General features: G+C 66.9%; 18 protein-coding genes. 15 read left to right on the plus strand and 3 right to left on the minus strand.

All coding sequences use genetic code 11. The features are described 5' to 3' along the window. Positions 1-2: 2 nt before the first annotated feature. The 7 genes from infB to HHL13_RS18280 all read left to right on the plus strand — a co-directional run bounded on the left by infB (position 3) and on the right by HHL13_RS18280 (position 8,459). On the plus strand, positions 3-2,687 hold the full coding sequence (gene infB / locus HHL13_RS18250; protein ID WP_169557374.1) for a translation initiation factor IF-2: 2,685 nt from the start codon (positions 3-5) through the stop codon (positions 2,685-2,687). 130 nt (positions 2,688-2,817) lie between these two features. After that, positions 2,818-3,231 carry a 30S ribosome-binding factor RbfA gene (rbfA, locus tag HHL13_RS18255; RefSeq protein ID WP_169557375.1) on the plus strand — a complete coding sequence of 138 codons (414 nt, stop codon included), beginning with the start codon at positions 2,818-2,820 and terminating at the stop codon, positions 3,229-3,231. A 93-nt stretch (positions 3,232-3,324) separates the two neighbouring features. Beyond that, complete coding sequence (locus tag HHL13_RS18260; protein WP_169557376.1) at positions 3,325-3,804, plus strand: hypothetical protein; 480 nt, start codon at positions 3,325-3,327, stop codon at positions 3,802-3,804. 165 nt (positions 3,805-3,969) lie between these two features. After that, entirely contained in the window at positions 3,970-5,241 is a 1,272-nt protein-coding gene (locus HHL13_RS18265) for a 3-methyl-2-oxobutanoate dehydrogenase (2-methylpropanoyl-transferring) subunit alpha (protein ID WP_169557377.1), read from the plus strand. Positions 5,242-5,306: 65 nt separating this feature from the next. Then, positions 5,307-6,314 carry an alpha-ketoacid dehydrogenase subunit beta gene (locus HHL13_RS18270; protein ID WP_169557837.1) on the plus strand — a complete coding sequence of 336 codons (1,008 nt, stop codon included), beginning with the start codon at positions 5,307-5,309 and terminating at the stop codon, positions 6,312-6,314. Position 6,315: 1 nt separating this feature from the next. Beyond that, positions 6,316-7,587, plus strand: a complete 1,272-nt coding sequence (locus tag HHL13_RS18275) for a dihydrolipoamide acetyltransferase family protein (RefSeq protein WP_169557378.1) — start codon at positions 6,316-6,318, stop codon at positions 7,585-7,587. A gap of 47 nt (positions 7,588-7,634) precedes the next feature. Continuing rightward, the gene (locus HHL13_RS18280) at positions 7,635-8,459 is read left to right on the plus strand and encodes a protein phosphatase 2C domain-containing protein (protein ID WP_169557379.1); all 825 of its coding nucleotides are present in this window, start codon (positions 7,635-7,637) and stop codon (positions 8,457-8,459) included. Positions 8,460-8,465: 6 nt separating this feature from the next. Here HHL13_RS18280 and HHL13_RS18285 read toward each other — a convergent pair whose 3' ends face one another. Next, positions 8,466-9,422 (minus strand): hypothetical protein, encoded by a 957-nt coding sequence (locus HHL13_RS18285; RefSeq protein ID WP_169557380.1) that lies wholly within the window; start codon positions 9,420-9,422, stop codon positions 8,466-8,468. 139 nt (positions 9,423-9,561) lie between these two features. Between HHL13_RS18285 and rarD the strand changes: the two genes are divergently transcribed. Genes rarD through HHL13_RS22765 form a run of 7 tightly spaced genes read left to right on the plus strand, consistent with a single transcriptional unit; the run spans position 9,562 to position 12,898 of the window. Continuing rightward, complete coding sequence (rarD, locus tag HHL13_RS18290; protein WP_169557381.1) at positions 9,562-10,452, plus strand: EamA family transporter RarD; 891 nt, start codon at positions 9,562-9,564, stop codon at positions 10,450-10,452. After that, positions 10,452-10,757, plus strand: a complete 306-nt coding sequence (locus tag HHL13_RS18295; RefSeq protein WP_169557382.1) for a YciI-like protein — start codon at positions 10,452-10,454, stop codon at positions 10,755-10,757. Before rarD ends, HHL13_RS18295 begins: the two co-directional genes overlap by 1 nt. Positions 10,758-10,805: 48 nt before the next feature. Further along, complete coding sequence (locus tag HHL13_RS18300) at positions 10,806-11,132, plus strand: metalloregulator ArsR/SmtB family transcription factor (RefSeq protein ID WP_169557383.1); 327 nt, start codon at positions 10,806-10,808, stop codon at positions 11,130-11,132. Next, entirely contained in the window at positions 11,129-11,524 is a 396-nt protein-coding gene (locus HHL13_RS18305) for a VOC family protein (protein WP_169557384.1), read from the plus strand. Before HHL13_RS18300 ends, HHL13_RS18305 begins: the two co-directional genes overlap by 4 nt. Further along, positions 11,503-11,958 carry an SRPBCC domain-containing protein gene (locus tag HHL13_RS18310; RefSeq protein ID WP_206377120.1) on the plus strand — a complete coding sequence of 152 codons (456 nt, stop codon included), beginning with the start codon at positions 11,503-11,505 and terminating at the stop codon, positions 11,956-11,958. Before HHL13_RS18305 ends, HHL13_RS18310 begins: the two co-directional genes overlap by 22 nt. Positions 11,959-11,960: 2 nt before the next feature. Further along, positions 11,961-12,485: an SRPBCC family protein gene (locus tag HHL13_RS18315; protein ID WP_169557385.1), complete on the plus strand. Its 525-nt coding sequence runs from the start codon at positions 11,961-11,963 to the stop codon at positions 12,483-12,485. Between the two features lie 44 nt (positions 12,486-12,529). After that, positions 12,530-12,898: a DUF427 domain-containing protein gene (locus tag HHL13_RS22765; RefSeq protein WP_169557386.1), complete on the plus strand. Its 369-nt coding sequence runs from the start codon at positions 12,530-12,532 to the stop codon at positions 12,896-12,898. Here the strand turns inward: HHL13_RS22765 and HHL13_RS18325 are convergent. Further along, positions 12,888-13,667, minus strand: coding sequence for a crotonase/enoyl-CoA hydratase family protein (locus HHL13_RS18325; protein WP_169557387.1), 780 nt, complete (start codon positions 13,665-13,667; stop codon positions 12,888-12,890). The two genes, HHL13_RS22765 and HHL13_RS18325, sit on opposite strands and share 11 nt — an antisense overlap. 65 nt (positions 13,668-13,732) lie before the next feature. On the opposite strand from HHL13_RS18325, the gene HHL13_RS18330 reads away from it, so the two are divergent. Beyond that, positions 13,733-14,266: a hypothetical protein gene (locus HHL13_RS18330; RefSeq protein WP_169557388.1), complete on the plus strand. Its 534-nt coding sequence runs from the start codon at positions 13,733-13,735 to the stop codon at positions 14,264-14,266. Here the strand turns inward: HHL13_RS18330 and HHL13_RS18335 are convergent. After that, positions 14,256-14,879: a response regulator transcription factor gene (locus HHL13_RS18335; RefSeq protein WP_346775586.1), complete on the minus strand. Its 624-nt coding sequence runs from the start codon at positions 14,877-14,879 to the stop codon at positions 14,256-14,258. The two genes, HHL13_RS18330 and HHL13_RS18335, sit on opposite strands and share 11 nt — an antisense overlap. Between the last annotated feature and the right edge of the window lie 30 nt (positions 14,880-14,909).

Consider the following 14,909-nt stretch of genomic DNA (forward strand, 5'->3'; position numbering starts at 1 on the left):
GCATGAGCGACAACGAAAACGAAAAGCCGAAACTGGGCATGCGCGCGCCGCTGGGCCTCAAGCGCACGGTCGAGACGGGCAAGGTGAAGCAGAGCTTCAGCCACGGCCGCTCGAACACCGTGGTCGTGGAAGTGAAGCGCCGCCGTATCCTCGGCCCGCAGGACCGCGTCCAGGAAGAGGTGGTGGAAGCCGCCCCTGAGCCGACGCCCGCTCCAGCGCCCGCACCGGCCCCGGCCCCCGCGCCCCGCCCGGCAGCTGCCGCTGGCGAGACCGCGCAGGAGCGTCAGGCCCGCCTGCTGCGCGAAGCCGACGAACAGCGCATGCAGGCGCTCGAGGAAGCGCGCCGCCGCGAGGAGCGCGAACGCGCCGAAGCGGCTGAAGCCGACGCCCGCCGCGCCGAGGAAAAGGCTCGCGCCGAAGCCGAAGCCGCCGCTGCGCCCAAGGTCGAGGCCAAGGCGCCCGAGCCCAAGGCCGCGGAACCCGCGCCTGCCCCGGCGCCGGCCCCCGAGCCCGAACCGGCCCCGGCCCCGGCACCGCAGCCGGTCGGCATCCAGCTCGATCCGAGCCGCCCCGCGCCGCGCCTGTTCACGCCGGTCGCGCGCCCCGAAATCCCGCGCCCCGCGCCCAAGCCCGCTCCGGCGCCCGCGCCGGAACGCGAAACCGCGAGCGCGGCCGCGCCGGCCGGCGGCCAGACCGCACGTCCGGCTCCGGGCGGCGGCGCCGGTGCGCCCAAGCGCCCCGAACCGCCCGCGCGTCCCAGCCGCGGCGCCGGCCGTCCCGGCGACGATCGCCGCCAGTCGGGCAAGCTCACGGTCAACCGTGCGCTCGGCGACAATGACGGCGCCCGCGCCCGCTCGCTTGCTGCGCTGAAGCGCGCCCGCGAGAAGGAAAACCGCCGCCTCGGCGGTCCGCGCGAGCCGCAGGCCAAGCAGGTCCGCGATGTGCAGGTGCCTGAGGCGATCACCGTCCAGGAACTCGCCAACCGCATGGCCGAAAAGGGTGCGGATCTGGTCAAGACGCTGTTCAAGATGGGCATGCCCGTCACGATGACGCAGACGATCGATCAGGACACCGCCGAACTGCTGGTGACCGAATTCGGCCACAACATCGTTCGCGTCAGCGATTCCGACATCGATCTGGCCGTCGACACGGCGGAAGATGCCGAGGACACGCTGAAGACGCGTCCGCCGGTTGTGACGATCATGGGTCATGTCGATCACGGCAAGACTTCGCTGCTCGACGCGCTTCGCGGCACCGATGTGGTGCGCGGTGAAGCCGGCGGCATCACCCAGCATATCGGCGCCTATCAGGTCACGCTGAAGGACAAGTCGAAGATCACCTTCCTCGACACGCCGGGCCACGAAGCCTTTACCGAAATGCGCGCGCGCGGCGCCAACGTCACCGATATCGTCGTGCTGGTGGTGGCCGCCGATGACGGGCTGATGCCGCAGACGATCGAGGCGATCAACCACACCAAGGCGGCCGGCGTGCCGATGATCGTGGCGATTAACAAGATCGACAAGCACGAAGCCAACGCCCAGCGCGTCCGCGAACGTCTGCTCGAACATGACGTGCAGGTCGAGGAGATGGGCGGCGAAACCCAGGACGTCGAAGTCTCGGCACTCAAGAAGACCGGCCTCGACACGCTGATCGAGAAGATTCAGCTTCAGGCCGAACTGCTCGAGCTGAAGGCCAACCCCGATCGCGACGCCGAAGGCACCGTGATCGAGGCCAAGCTCGACAAGGGCCGCGGTCCGGTCGCGACGGTGCTGGTCACGCGCGGTACCCTCAAAGTCGGGGACGTGTTCGTCGTCGGCGCCGAGAGCGGCAAGGTTCGTGCACTGGTCGACGACAAGGGCCGCCAGATGAAGGAAGCCGGTCCGTCGATGCCCGTGGAGGTCCTCGGCCTCTCCGGCGTGCCGATGGCGGGCGATCCGCTGCAGGTCGTCGAGAACGAGGCTCGCGCCCGCGAAGTCGCCGCCTATCGCGCCGGCGTCATCCAGACCAAGCGCACCACCAACACCCCCGCCAGCCTCGAGAGCATGTTCAGCGCGCTCAAGGAAAAGCAGGCAATGGAATATCCGCTGGTCATCAAGGCGGATACCCAGGGTACGGTCGAGGCGATCATCGGCTCGCTCAACAAGATCTCGACCGACGACATCAAGGTGCGAATCCTGCACTCGGGCGTCGGCGGCATCACCGAGAGCGACGTGAACGTGGCGGCTGCTTCGGGCGCTCCGATCATCGGCTTCAACGTGCGTCCGAATTCGAAGGCGCGCGAGATTGCCGATCGCAACAAGGTGGCGCTGAAATATTACGACGTGATCTACGATCTGACGGACGAGATCCGCGCCGGCATGGCCGGCCAGCTCGGTCCGGAAGCGTTCGAAACCGTCGTCGGCCGCGCCGAGATCCGCGACGTCTTCTCGGCGGGCAAGACCGGCAAGGCCGCCGGTCTGCTGGTCACCGAAGGCGTCATCCGCAAGGCGCTCAAGGCGCGCATCACCCGTGAGGATGTCATCATCTATCAGGGCGAGATCGCGTCGCTGCGCCGCTTCAAGGACGATGTGGCCGAAGTCCGCGCCGGTCTGGAATGCGGTGTGACGTTCACGCAGAACTTCACCGACATCAAGGCCGGGGACTATCTCGAAACCTTCGAAGTCGAACTGCGCGAACGGACTCTGTAACTAAATTCCCTCTCCCCTCCGGGGAGAGGGTGGCTGAGCAAAGCGAGGCCGGGAGAGGGGCAGTGTCGGCAGTACGCAACTGCCCCTCTCCCCGGCCCTCTCCCCGGAGGGGAGAGGAAGCAGAAGAAACATGAAACACGCCGAAACCCCCGAAAACCGCTCCGTCCGCCTGCTCAAGGTGGGCGAGCAGGTGCGTCACGTCCTCTCGGACATTCTCCAGCGCGGCGACGTGCATGACGATGTGTTGTCGAAGCATCTCGTCTCGATCACCGAAGTCCGCATGTCGCCCGATCTCAAGCACGCCACCGTCTTCGTGAAGCCGCTGCTCGGCAAGGACGAGGAGGTCGTGCTCAAGGCGCTGCGCACCAACACCGCCTATCTCCAGCGCGAAGTCGCCGGGCGAGTGAACACGAAATACGCCGCGAAGCTGAAGTTCCTCGCCGACGACAGCTTCGACGAAGGCACCCGCATCGACCAGATCCTCCGCGACCCCAAGGTGGCGCGCGATCTGGAGGATGATGCGGACGAGGGTGACGCCGCCTGACCTTTCGTCCCGCGGCTCGAATCCGCTTCCAATGTTGGAGATCGCGTGAAATTCTCCGCGTGACCCGAAACCGCGTCGGAAGCGAGGAAGCCCGTGAAGATTGCCGCGATCGTCTTCCTGCTGCTGCCCGCGGCCGCGCCCTATTCGCCGCCATCGGGCGGGGCCGCTTTTTCCGAATATAGGTGTCAACCGTGTCAACCGGATCTGCTGCAATCCGGGCCGCCGGGCCTTGTCGTCCGCGCCGGCGAAAGCTGGATCTTCACCGTGAAGGACGGCCTGCCCGCCGATGCGCGCCCTGCGGCCCGGAACGACAAACCCGCCAAGGGCGAAATTTTCGTCACGCTGGAATTTGAAGGCGGCGCGTCGGTCATGGCGGTCACCAGCAACGACGAAGTCTGGTGGAATTATCGCGCCTTCATCGTCTCCAAGCCCGGCCACAAGGGCAATCGCACCAGCGTCTGCACCCTGATGAACGGCGAGCGGACCGCGATCGAGCGCTGGCCCGGGCCGGTTCCCGCGATTCGGCTCGCCGATTTCAGCTTCGCTTCGGATCGTCAGCTTCGTTGCGAGTAAAGCGGCGGAAAATCGCTATTTTCCGCCCTGCACAGCCTGTGATCCGCCCGGCATTTCAGGTCAGCATCACTGACCTTGTTGCCACGCCCGTTGAAATTTTATAACAAGGCTCCAACACGAGTCCCGCGCGTTATCCGTTGCGGGGACAACAAGTCCGGAGAGCCCATGACGGTCGAGCGCGATCGATCCAATTTGCCGCCGCTTTCGCTGCACGTGCCCGAACCCAGGTTCCGGCCCGGCGATACGGTCGACTTCGGCGAGATCGAGGTGCCGCCCGCGGGCGCGCAGCGGCGGCCCGATACGGCAGACAAGGCATCGAGTTTCCACGAACTGGCCTATACGATGGTCCGCGTGCTGGACGAGGATCACCGCGCCGTCGGTCCCTGGGATCCCAAGCTCGATCCCGATACGCTCCGCAAGATGCTGCGCAGCATGGCGCTGGTCCGCGCGTTCGACGAACGCATGTTCCGCGCCCAGCGGCAGGGCAAGACCAGCTTCTACATGAAGTCCACCGGCGAAGAGGCCGTGTCGGTCGGCGCTGCATCGGCGCTGGCCTATGACGACATGTGCTTCCCCAGCTATCGCCAGCAGGGCATCCTGCTGACGCGCGGCTGGTCCCTCGTCGACATGATGAACCAGATCTATTCGAACAAGGGCGACCGGCTTCAAGGGCGCCAGTTGCCGATCATGTATTCGGTGAAGGACGCCAGCTTCTTCTCGATCTCGGGCAATCTCACCACGCAATATCCGCAGGCGGTGGGCTGGGCGATGGCCAGCGCCGCGAAGGGCGACAGCCGCATCGCCGCGACCTGGTGCGGCGAAGGCTCGACCGCGGAAGGCGACTTCCATTCCGCGCTCACCTTCGCGACGGTCTATCGCGCGCCGGTGATCTTCAACGTGGTCAACAATCAGTGGGCGATCTCGTCCTTCTCGGGCTTTGCCGGTGCGGAAGCGACCACCTTCGCGGCGCGTGCGATCGGCTATGGCATCGCGGGCATCCGGGTGGACGGCAACGACATCCTCGCCGTCTATGCAGCCACCCAATGGGCGGCGGAGCGTGCGCGGACCAATCAGGGGCCGACCCTGATCGAGCATTTCACCTATCGCGTCGAAGGCCATTCGACCTCGGACGACCCGACGCAATATCGCTCGGCCGGCGAGCCGACCGCATGGCCGATGGGCGATCCGGTCGTGCGGCTGAAGAATCACCTCATCGCGCTCGGCGAATGGGACGAGGAACGCCACGCGGCGCAGGATCTCGAACTCGCCGAGGAAGTGAAGCGCTCGCAGAAGGAAGCCGAGAAGAACGGCATCCTCGGCCACGGTATGCACCAGCCGTTCGAAACGATGTTCGAGGGCGTGTTCGAAGAGACGCCGTGGCACCTCAAGGAACAATGCCAGCAGATGCTGGACGAGCAGAAGGCGGCAGGCCTGTGAGCGGCGATATTCTGAGCGGCGCGATCGACAGCGACACCGGCACCGAAGCCGGCGCCACCGTCCGCATGAACATGATCCAGGCGATCAATTCGGCGATGGATGTGATGATGGCGCGCGATTCCGGCGTCGTCGTGATGGGCGAGGATGTCGGCTATTTCGGCGGCGTGTTCCGCGCCACCGCCGGGCTTCAGGCAAAGTACGGCAAGACCCGCGTATTCGACACCCCGATCACCGAATGCGGCATCATCGGCGTCGCGGTGGGCATGGGCGCGTACGGCCTGCGCCCGGTCCCCGAGATCCAGTTCGCCGACTATATCTACCCCGCGCTCGATCAGCTCGTCTCCGAAGCCGCGCGGATGCGCTATCGCTCGGCCGGCGAGTTCATCGCGCCGATCACCGTGCGCTCGCCCTTCGGCGGCGGCATCTTCGGCGGGCAGACCCACTCGCAGTCGCCCGAGGGCATCTTTACGCACGTTTCGGGCCTGAAGACCGTGATCCCGTCGACCCCGTACGACGCCAAGGGCCTGCTGATCGCGGCGATCGAGGACAATGATCCGACGATCTTCTTCGAGCCGAAGCGCATCTATAACGGCCCGTTCCACGGCCATTACGATCGCCCCGCCAGCACCTGGGCCGGTCATCCCGGCGGCGAAGTGCCCGAAGGCTATTACCGCATCCCGCTCGGCAAGGCCGCGGTGGTCCGCGAAGGCAGCGACGTCACCATCCTGTGCTACGGCGCGATGGTCCATGTCGTCGCCTCGACCATCGAGGAGCTCGGCAATGTCGATGCCGAGATCGTCGATCTGCGCACGCTGCTCCCGCTCGACATCGAGACGATCGAAGCCTCGGTGAAGAAGACCGGCCGCTGCATGATCGTCCATGAAGCCACCCGCACCGCGGGCTTCGGCGCCGAACTCGCAGCCCTCGTCCAGGAGCGCTGCTTCTACCATCTGGAGGCGCCGATCGAGCGCGTCACCGGTTTCGACACGCCCTATCCGCATTCGCTGGAATGGGCCTATTTCCCCGGCCCGGTCCGCATCGGCGAGGCACTCAAGAAAGTGATGAAGGTCTGACATGGCACGCTTCAGTTTCCGTCTGCCGGACATCGGCGAAGGCATTGCCGAGGCCGAAATCGTCGAATGGCATGTCAAGATCGGCGATCGCGTCGAGGAGGACGGCCGCCTCGCCGACATGATGACCGACAAGGCCACGGTGGAGATGGAATCCCCCGTCGCCGGCATGGTGATCGAGCTGGCCGGCGAAGTCGGCGACCAGATCGCGATCGGATCGACGCTGGTGGTGATCGAGACCGAAGGCGAGGATGCGCCCGCGGTCGAGCCTGAGGTCGAACAGCAGGTCGCGGCCGAGACGCCCGGCGTCGAGGAAGCCGCGCCTGCCGAAGCCGAGCCCGCGCCCGCCGCTGCCCCGGTCGCGGCACCCGCCCCGGCTCCGGCTCCAGCCCCCGCGCCCGCGCCGGTCGCTGACAAGCACGCCCTCGCCTCGCCCGCCGTCCGCCAGCGCGCGAAGGATCTCGGCATAGACCTCGCTTCGGTGAAGACCGAGAGCGACCGCGTCCGCCATTCCGATCTCGATGCCTATCTCCGCTATGGTTCGGGCCAGGGCTATCACGCCCCGCACGCCAGCCGCGCGCGCGAGGACGAGACCGTCAAGGTCATCGGCATGCGCCGCAAGATCGCGGAGAATATGGCCGCGTCGAAGCGGGCGATCCCGCACTTCACCTATGTCGACGAGATCGACGTTACCGCGCTGGAGGCGATGCGCGCCGACCTCAACGACAATCGCGGCAACCGGCCCAAGCTGACGATGCTGCCGCTGATGATCGTCGCGATCTGCCGCAGCCTGCCGCAATTCCCGATGCTCAACGCCCGCTATGACGACGAGGCGGGCGTGGTCACGCGTTCGGGCCGCGTCCATCTCGGCATGGCGGCGCAGACCGATGCGGGCCTGACCGTCCCGGTCATCCGCGATGCGCAGGACAAGAATGTGTGGCAGCTCGCCGCCGAGATCAGCCGCCTCGCCGAAGCCGCGCGCGCAGGTAAGCTGAAGCCCGAGGAAATGGGTGGCGGCACGATCACCGTCACCTCGCTCGGACCCTTGGGCGGCATCGCGACCACCCCGGTGATCAACCGCCCGGAAGTCGCGATCATCGGCCCGAACAAGATCGTCGAGCGCCCGGTGTTCCACGGCGACGACATCGTCCGCGCCAAACTGATGAACCTGTCGATCAGCTGCGACCACCGCGTCGTCGATGGCTGGGACGCGGCGTCCTATGTCCAGGCACTGAAGAAGTTCCTCGAAACCCCGGTGCTGCTCTTCGCAGATTGATGCCCGGCCGACTGGCGCGTGTCACATGTGCGCGTTAGTCGGCGGTCATGCATTTCGATCTGATCCAGTCGCTCAGCCTTGCCGGCGACCATGCCGTCCCCAATGACGACCGCACCGGCGCCGGTCATGCCCATGCCTGGGTGATCGATGGCGCGACCGACCTCGGCCCGCCCGGGCTGGTCGGCCCGCGCGGCGGCGCGGCGTGGCTTGCGGCCGAAGCGCATGCCGCCTTCACCGCCGCCGCCGACGCGCCGATCGAAACCATGTCGCGCGCAGTCGGCGACCATCTTGCCGCTGCGTTCGAGGCGGCAAAGACGCGCGAGCCCGAGGGCCGCTGGGAATTGCCCCTCGCCTCGTTCCTCGCGGTCCGCATCGCGGGAGACATGCTCGAAGTCGCATGGCTCGGCGATTGCGCCGCGTTGCTCGTGCGCGGCGACAGAGTCATGCGGCTAGGCCCCGTGCCCGAACTTCGCGATGCGGAAACCGCGCTCGCGTCCAGCCTTGCGCAACACGGCCTCGGCGCACCGAAGAAGAGCGCGCCGATCCTCGAAAGCCTGCGCGCACGCCGCGGCCGCCCGGGCATCCGCATCCTGTCGGTCGAGCCGGAGATGATGGCGCATCTGGAAACGATGCGCGTCCCCTGCGCGCCCGGCGACGAACTGTTGCTGATGACCGACGGCTTTGCCGCGCCCGTCGATTCCTACGGGGTGCTCGACGAAGAGGGGCTGGCCGCATTGCTCGAAACCGAGGGGCTGGCCGGTCTCGCGCTGCGTCTGCGCAGCATCGAGATCGAGGATTCGGCCTGCACCCGCTTTCCCCGGTTCAAGGCTTCCGACGATGCGACCGCGCTGTGGCTGCGTATCGCCGGCTGACCCGCATCACGGCATCCGCAGACCCATGTTCAGCGCATTCACTTCGCGCAACGCCTTGCCGAACAGCGCATTATATTCGATCCGCAACGCGGTGTGCCGCTCCGCCGCGACGCGCATCTCGGCAAGATCGGACGGGCTGGTGAACTGGAATATCGGCCCCCACGCCTTCCACTTGCCGCGCTGGAGGATCGTGCAGCGGATGCGCCATTCGTCGAACATCTTCGCCTGAATTTCGGCCTGCTCGGTCAACCGGTTCGCGCCGCTATGCTGCGCCACCGTCTTCAACAACGCTTCCTTGTCCGCCTCGGGCAGCCACATTGCCTCGGCCTGTGCCTTGAGGTCGGCCGCGCGCTTCGTCTGGCGCTTGGCGAAATCGCGCACCAGCGGCTTGCCCTTGTCCGCCCGCTCGCAATCCTCGACCACGCTGGGATCCGCCTGGGTGCGGTACGCGTCGTTCAATATCTCGAGATTGAGTTCGCCGATCTGGCTCTCGGTCTTGATCATGTCGTCGTTGGTGGCCTTGAAGAACCCCGACAGCATCGACGTGATCGGACCCAGGTTGCCGGTCTTTTCGGGCAGGGCCGGGCGGCCTTCGGGATCCAGCTTGATATCCGAAACGGCCCCCATCTCGTTCTTCATCGCCCGGTACGACCGGTCGATGCAGCGATCGAGCGTGACCACGCCCGCCAGCCAGATCAGCGCGAACGAACCCAGCTTCCAGCCAAGGCTCGAATGGCGGATGGTGGCAAACCAGGCGACGCCCCACAGGATCGCAGCCGCGACCGTGCCCACGCCCACCGCGACGATCCGCGCAAAGGCGCCTTCCAGCGGCGGGACGGGCATGAAGATGGTGCCGGCGATGATCGCCGCCACGGCGAAGAACACCGCGACCAGCGGCTGGCCGTCGGGCGCTTCCTCCACATCCGGAAATTCCTCGACCGGTCCGGGCGTCGCGTCGCTCATTCCATTCCCCCCTGTTCCCCGCGCCTTGTTTAGCAATGCTCGCGACACGCGCAATTGCGGCGCAAGGGAAGACGGATCGTTTCCCGTCCCGTAGCGATCCTTGCTTGCCCCGCCCGCCACGCCGGGCAATGGCGCTTGCATGGAACCAACACCCCCGCGCGCCACCGGCGGACTCGCTCTCGGCATCGGCGCCTATACCTTCTGGGGTATCCTCCCGCTCTATCTGTGGCTGCTCAAGAGCGTTCCCGCCGAACAGGTTCTCGCCCAGCGCGTCCTCTGGTCGGTCGCGCTGCTCGCGGTGGTCATCCTGCTGCTGCGGCGTGGCCGCGCCGTGCTCGCCGCCGCGCGCGGGCGCACCTTGTTGCTGCTTATCGGCAGCGCAACGATGATCGCGCTCAACTGGCTGATCTATATCTGGGCGGTCCAGCATTCGCATGTGCTGGAAGCGAGCCTGGGCTATTTCATCAACCCGCTGGTCAATGTCGCGCTCGGGATGATGGTGCTGGGCGAACGGCTGCGGCGGGTTCAGGGCGTGGCGATCGGCATCGCCGCCGCAGGTGTCACGGTGATGGCGGTCAGCGATGGCGGCGCGATCTGGATCGCGCTGTCGCTGGCGGTCACGTTCGGCCTGTACGGCCTGCTTCGAAAGGTCGTGGCAATCGACGCGCTGGGCGGCCTCGCGATCGAGACATTGCTGCTCGCGCCCTTCGCCATCGCCCTGCTCGTCTATGCCAACCATAGCGGCACCAATGTCTGGGGCACGTCGTTGCGGCTCGATCTGCTGCTGGCGCTGGCCGGTGTCGTCACCGCCGCGCCGCTGCTGATGTTCGCCGCCGCCGCGCGCCGGATGCCGCTATCGACCATCGGCCTGCTGCAATATATCGCCCCGACCATCCAGTTCGTGCTGGCGATCCTGGTGTTCGGCGAGCCGCTGCGGAACGTCCATCTGCTCACCTTCGCGCTGATCTGGACGGGCTGTGCGCTCTACGCATGGGATTCGATCCGCGCGATGCGGGAGGTGAAGATCTGATGGCGCATTATCTGCTCGGCTACGAACTCGCGCCCGATTATCTCGAGCGGCGCCCGATGTTTCGTGACGCGCATCTGGCCCATGCCTGGGCTGCCGTCGAACGCGGGGAACTGGTCCTTGGCGGAGCGCTCGCCGATCCCGTGGACGGCGCCATGCTGATCTTCGCCGGCGAGAGCCCCGAAGCCGCTGAGGCCTTCGCTCGCGCCGATCCCTATGTGACCGCGGGCATCGTCACCGGATGGCGCGTACGCGGCTGGACCACTGTCGTCGGCGCGGAAGCCGCCACACCGGTGCGCAGCATATAATTAAACCATCTGGTTGACTATTGCCGGAGAGCCTCGTAATTCAACCTTATGGTTGAACAACGACTCGACGCCACTTTCCACGCTCTCGCCGATCCGACGCGGCGCGGGATGCTGGCCAATCTCGCTCTGGGCGAACGCAGCATCGGCGAACTCGCCGAGCCTTTCGCCATGACCTTCGCCGGCGCGTCCAAGCATGTGAAGGTGCTCGAAGGCGCGGGACTGGTGGCCCGCCGCAAGGTCGGCCGCACCCAATTGTGCAGCCTCCGGGCCGGGCCGCTCCGCGAAGCCGACCAGTGGCTGAAGCAATGGGAGCAGTTCTGGACCGTCCGTCTCGACCGGCTCGAAGCGCTCATCGAAGCGGAGAAGAACGCATGACCAAAGCCACGCCCTTCCTCATGTTCCAGCACGGCAAGGCGCAGGCCGCGCTCGATTTCTGGGTCGCCACCGTGCCGGGTACGCGCATCGTCGAGCTTCAGCTTTTCGGCCCCGAAGGCCCCGGTCCCGAAGGAACGGTGCTGCGCGGCCATGCCGAGATCGCCGGACAAAGCGTGATGATCCACGACAGCTTCATTACTCACGGGTTCGATTTCACGCCCTCATGGTCCTTCTTCCTCGAATGCGGCGAGGAAGCCGAGGCCGAACGGCTGTTCGCCGCGCTGGGCGAAGGCGGGCAGGTGCTGATGCCGCTCGACAATTATGGCTGGAGCCGCAAGTTCGGCTGGGTCTCCGACAGGTTCGGCATCTCGTGGCAGGTCAACTGGCAATGACCGGCCCGGTGATCCTCAGGATCGTTCGCGATTTCGCCGCTTCGCCCGAACGCGTGTTCGACGCCTGGCTCGATCCGGCCGACGCCGGCCGCTTCCTCTTCGCCACGCCGGGCGGCGAAATGGTGAAGGTCGAGATCGACGCGCGCGTCGGCGGCCGCGCCAGCATCGTCGAGCGCCGCGCTTCGGGCGATGCCGCGCACCGGCTGCTCTACGAAACGATCGACCGGCCTCGCCGCCTCGTCTTCCGCTTCGCCGCCGATCCCGCGGAGGAAGGCGAATGGACCCGCGTGACGATCGACATCGCCGCGAAGGGGGACGGCTGCACGCTGACCCTCACCCACGAAATGGACCCGCAATGGGCCGCCTATGAACAACAGACGCGTTCGGGCTGGACGATGATCCTCGCCAGCCTGTCGCGCACGCTTGGAGAGTGAGCATGGCCGATACCGACGTCATCACCGCGCAGGAACTGCGCTTCGAACGCACCCTCAACGCGCCGGCGGAAACGGTGTGGCGCTTCCTCACCGATCCGGAGATGCGCGCCCGCTGGTTCATGGGCGGCGAGATCGAACCGCAGGCGGGCGGCAAGATCTGGATGACCTTCGATCACGACAACCTGTCCGACGGCGATGCGCCGATGCCCGAGAAATACGCGAAGAATCGCGGGAAGAAATGGCACGAGACGATCACCGTCTGGGACCCGCCCCGCCGCCTCGCCTATAGCTGGGACAATGGCGATGCGGGCACGGTGACCTTCGACCTGGAGCAGCTGGACGAGGGCCGAACCCGGCTGGTGCTGGTCCATAGCGGGCTGCGCGGCCCAGCGGATGCGAAGAATTTCGGCGGCGGCTGGGGCAGCCATCTCGCGGTGCTGGTGCGGCGCATCGATGGCGAGCGGGTCGAAAGTTTCTGGGACTTCCATGCCGAAGCCGAAGCGAAGGCCGCGGCCGCACTGGCCTAGCGGGCCGGTCCCGGCACCCCATATCGGCGGCGAAGGAGATTCCTGTGGCCGATCGATCCATCCGGGTGCCGGGACCCGGCCATCCCATCGCCATCGAGCCGGCCGGCGCGCGAGTCACTGTCCGTGCCGCCGGGCAAGTCATCGCCGACACCGCCCGCGCGCTGGTGCTGCGCGAGGCCAGCTATCCGCCGGTCTTCTACATTCCCCGCGAGGATGCCGACATGGCGCTGCTCGAACGCAGCGACCATGCGAGCTGGTGCCCGTACAAGGGCCAGGCGGCCTATTATTCGGTCCGGGGCGGCGCGGCGAATGCGGTGTGGAGCTATGAGACCCCGCACGCGGCGGTTGCCGCGATCCGGGGCTGCCTCGCTTTCTATCCCGACCGGGTGGAGTCGATTCCGGTCAATCCGTGAAGACCGGCGCGCGCTTCTGCATGTTGGCCATCACCGCTTCGGTCTGGTTGGGCGACCGCATCAGCTTCGCCTGCTCCACGCTTTCGAGCATCAGCGCCGAGGCGGCATCGCCTTCATGGTTGCACAGCCGCTTGGCGGCGCGGATCGCATGGGGATTGCGCCCGGCGATCGCCCGCGCGAGCGCCATTGCCTCGGCTTGGGGATTTTCGGCGATTCGCGTGACGAAACCGAACGAAATCGCTTCCTCGGCACTGAACTCCCGCGCGGTATAGACCAGTTCGCGCAGCACATCGTCGCGGACATTGCCTTTCCACAGCCCGAACCCGGCCATGTCGGGCACGATGCCCCATTTCATCTCCATCGCCGACAGCCGCGTGCCGGGCGCCGCAATCCGCACATCCGCGCCGCTGGCGATCTGCAGGCCCCCGCCGAACGCCACGCCATGCACCGCCGCGATCACCGGCACCGGCAGCGCGCGCCAGCCCCAGGCCACCTGCTGCACGACATTGGCCGGGCCATGCGCGCGGGTGTGGATATCGATCCCGGATCCGCCGCTGGCCATGCTCGCCATGTCGAGCCCGGCACAGAAAGCGCGGCCCTCGCCCGACAGCACCACCGCGCGCAGCCCCGGAGTCGCTTCCAGTTCGGCGATGGCGGCGACGATTCCCGCGAACATCTCCGGATCGATCGCGTTCATCTTGTCCGCCCGCGCCAGCCGCACATCGGCCACGCCATCCTCGACCGCGATCGTCACCCGCTGCTCGCTCACTTGCCTCTCCTTCGCTTTCAGGCATGATTAGGCCAGATCCCGTGCAGGGGACAGAGGAGAGGAAGATGAAGACCCTGATTGCACTGGCCGCGTTGCTGGCCGCACCCGCCGCATTCGCGCAAAACGCGCCTGCACCGACTGACAACGCTGCCATGATCGTGTACGACAAGGCGCTCGCGCCGGGCTGGCAGAACTGGAGCTGGGCCAAGACCGAAGTCAGCACCGAAACCGGCGCGCGCAAGCCGCTGCTGATGGATGCGCAGGGCTATGGCGGCGTGTTCCTCCACCACGAACCCTTCAGCACCGCGCCCTATCGCTCGCTCGAGATGCTGATCCAGGTCGTCGGCGAGCCGGCGCAGGTGCGGATCATGGTCACCGTTGGCGGCAAGCCGATCCAGGATGGCGACAAGGTGGAATATGGCCACCCCGTCGCGAAGATGAAGCTGGTCAAGCTCGCCCCCGGCGGCTGGACCAAGGTGGTGATCCCGCTCGGCGCGATCGGCGCGGAGAATGTCACGATCGACGGCGTGCAGGTGATGAACGACAGCGGCCAGCAGGCGCCGCACATCTATATCGCCGATATCGCCTTCAGGCCGTGAACCGATAGCCGCGCCGCTTCTCGGTATGGAGCAACGGCGCGGCGAACCCCCGGTCGAGCTTCGCGCGCAACCGCGACATATGGACCTCGACCACATTGGTCCCCGGATCGAAGCGCAAGCCCCACACCGCGCCGAGCAGCTCGGTCCGGTCGACACAGTGCCCGCCGGCGCGGACGAGGTGGAGCAACAGCGCATATTCGCGCGGCAACAGCGCGATCGCCCGGCCCGCGCGCGTGACGCGCCGCTCGACCGTGTCGATCACCAGTTCGCCGATCCGGATCGTGCGCGGACGCAGCCGGGCGGCGAGCCGCGCGGCGATCTCCCCGGCGCTGGCGGGCAACAGCACCGCATCGTCCGCCCCGGCGTCGAGCGCCCGCGCCACGCTGGCCGCGCACCCTTCGCTCAGCAACAGGATCAGCGGGCCATGCCAGCCCTGTGCGCGGGCGTCGGCGATCCGGATCGAGCAATCGCCCTCCGCCGGCCGCCAGCCAAGCAGCGCCGCTGCGTCCGCGCGCGGCTCGGCCATCGGCACGAGGCTCAGCCCGCGCGCATGGGCTGCGGCGCCAAGCTCGGGCCAGGGAAGAGGCGCGTCGGACGCGCAGGCGACGATCACCTGCCAAGGCTAGCGCGATCCCTGCCGTTT

The sequence above is a fragment of the Sphingomonas sp. G-3-2-10 genome, from assembly GCF_012927115.1.
Taxonomy (GTDB): Bacteria; Pseudomonadota; Alphaproteobacteria; order Sphingomonadales; family Sphingomonadaceae; genus Sphingomonas.

Bases quoted from the DNA above. Each gene is read 5' to 3' on its own strand.
- HHL13_RS18265 (WP_169557377.1), top strand. From the start codon at position 3,970: ATGACGGTCGAGCGCGATCGATCCAATTTGCCGCCGCTTTCGCTGCAC.
- HHL13_RS18300 (WP_169557383.1), top strand. From the start codon at position 10,806: ATGGTTGAACAACGACTCGACGCCACTTTCCACGCTCTCGCCGATCCG.
- HHL13_RS18305 (WP_169557384.1), top strand. From the start codon at position 11,129: ATGACCAAAGCCACGCCCTTCCTCATGTTCCAGCACGGCAAGGCGCAG.
- infB (WP_169557374.1), top strand. From the start codon at position 3: ATGAGCGACAACGAAAACGAAAAGCCGAAACTGGGCATGCGCGCGCCG.
- HHL13_RS18285 (WP_169557380.1), bottom strand. From the start codon at position 9,422: ATGAGCGACGCGACGCCCGGACCGGTCGAGGAATTTCCGGATGTGGAG.
- HHL13_RS18280 (WP_169557379.1), top strand. From the start codon at position 7,635: ATGCATTTCGATCTGATCCAGTCGCTCAGCCTTGCCGGCGACCATGCC.
- HHL13_RS18275 (WP_169557378.1), top strand. From the start codon at position 6,316: ATGGCACGCTTCAGTTTCCGTCTGCCGGACATCGGCGAAGGCATTGCC.
- rarD (WP_169557381.1), top strand. From the start codon at position 9,562: ATGGAACCAACACCCCCGCGCGCCACCGGCGGACTCGCTCTCGGCATC.
- HHL13_RS18330 (WP_169557388.1), top strand. From the start codon at position 13,733: ATGAAGACCCTGATTGCACTGGCCGCGTTGCTGGCCGCACCCGCCGCA.
- rbfA (WP_169557375.1), top strand. From the start codon at position 2,818: ATGAAACACGCCGAAACCCCCGAAAACCGCTCCGTCCGCCTGCTCAAG.
- HHL13_RS18270 (WP_169557837.1), top strand. From the start codon at position 5,307: ATGAACATGATCCAGGCGATCAATTCGGCGATGGATGTGATGATGGCG.
- HHL13_RS18295 (WP_169557382.1), top strand. From the start codon at position 10,452: ATGGCGCATTATCTGCTCGGCTACGAACTCGCGCCCGATTATCTCGAG.
- HHL13_RS18315 (WP_169557385.1), top strand. From the start codon at position 11,961: ATGGCCGATACCGACGTCATCACCGCGCAGGAACTGCGCTTCGAACGC.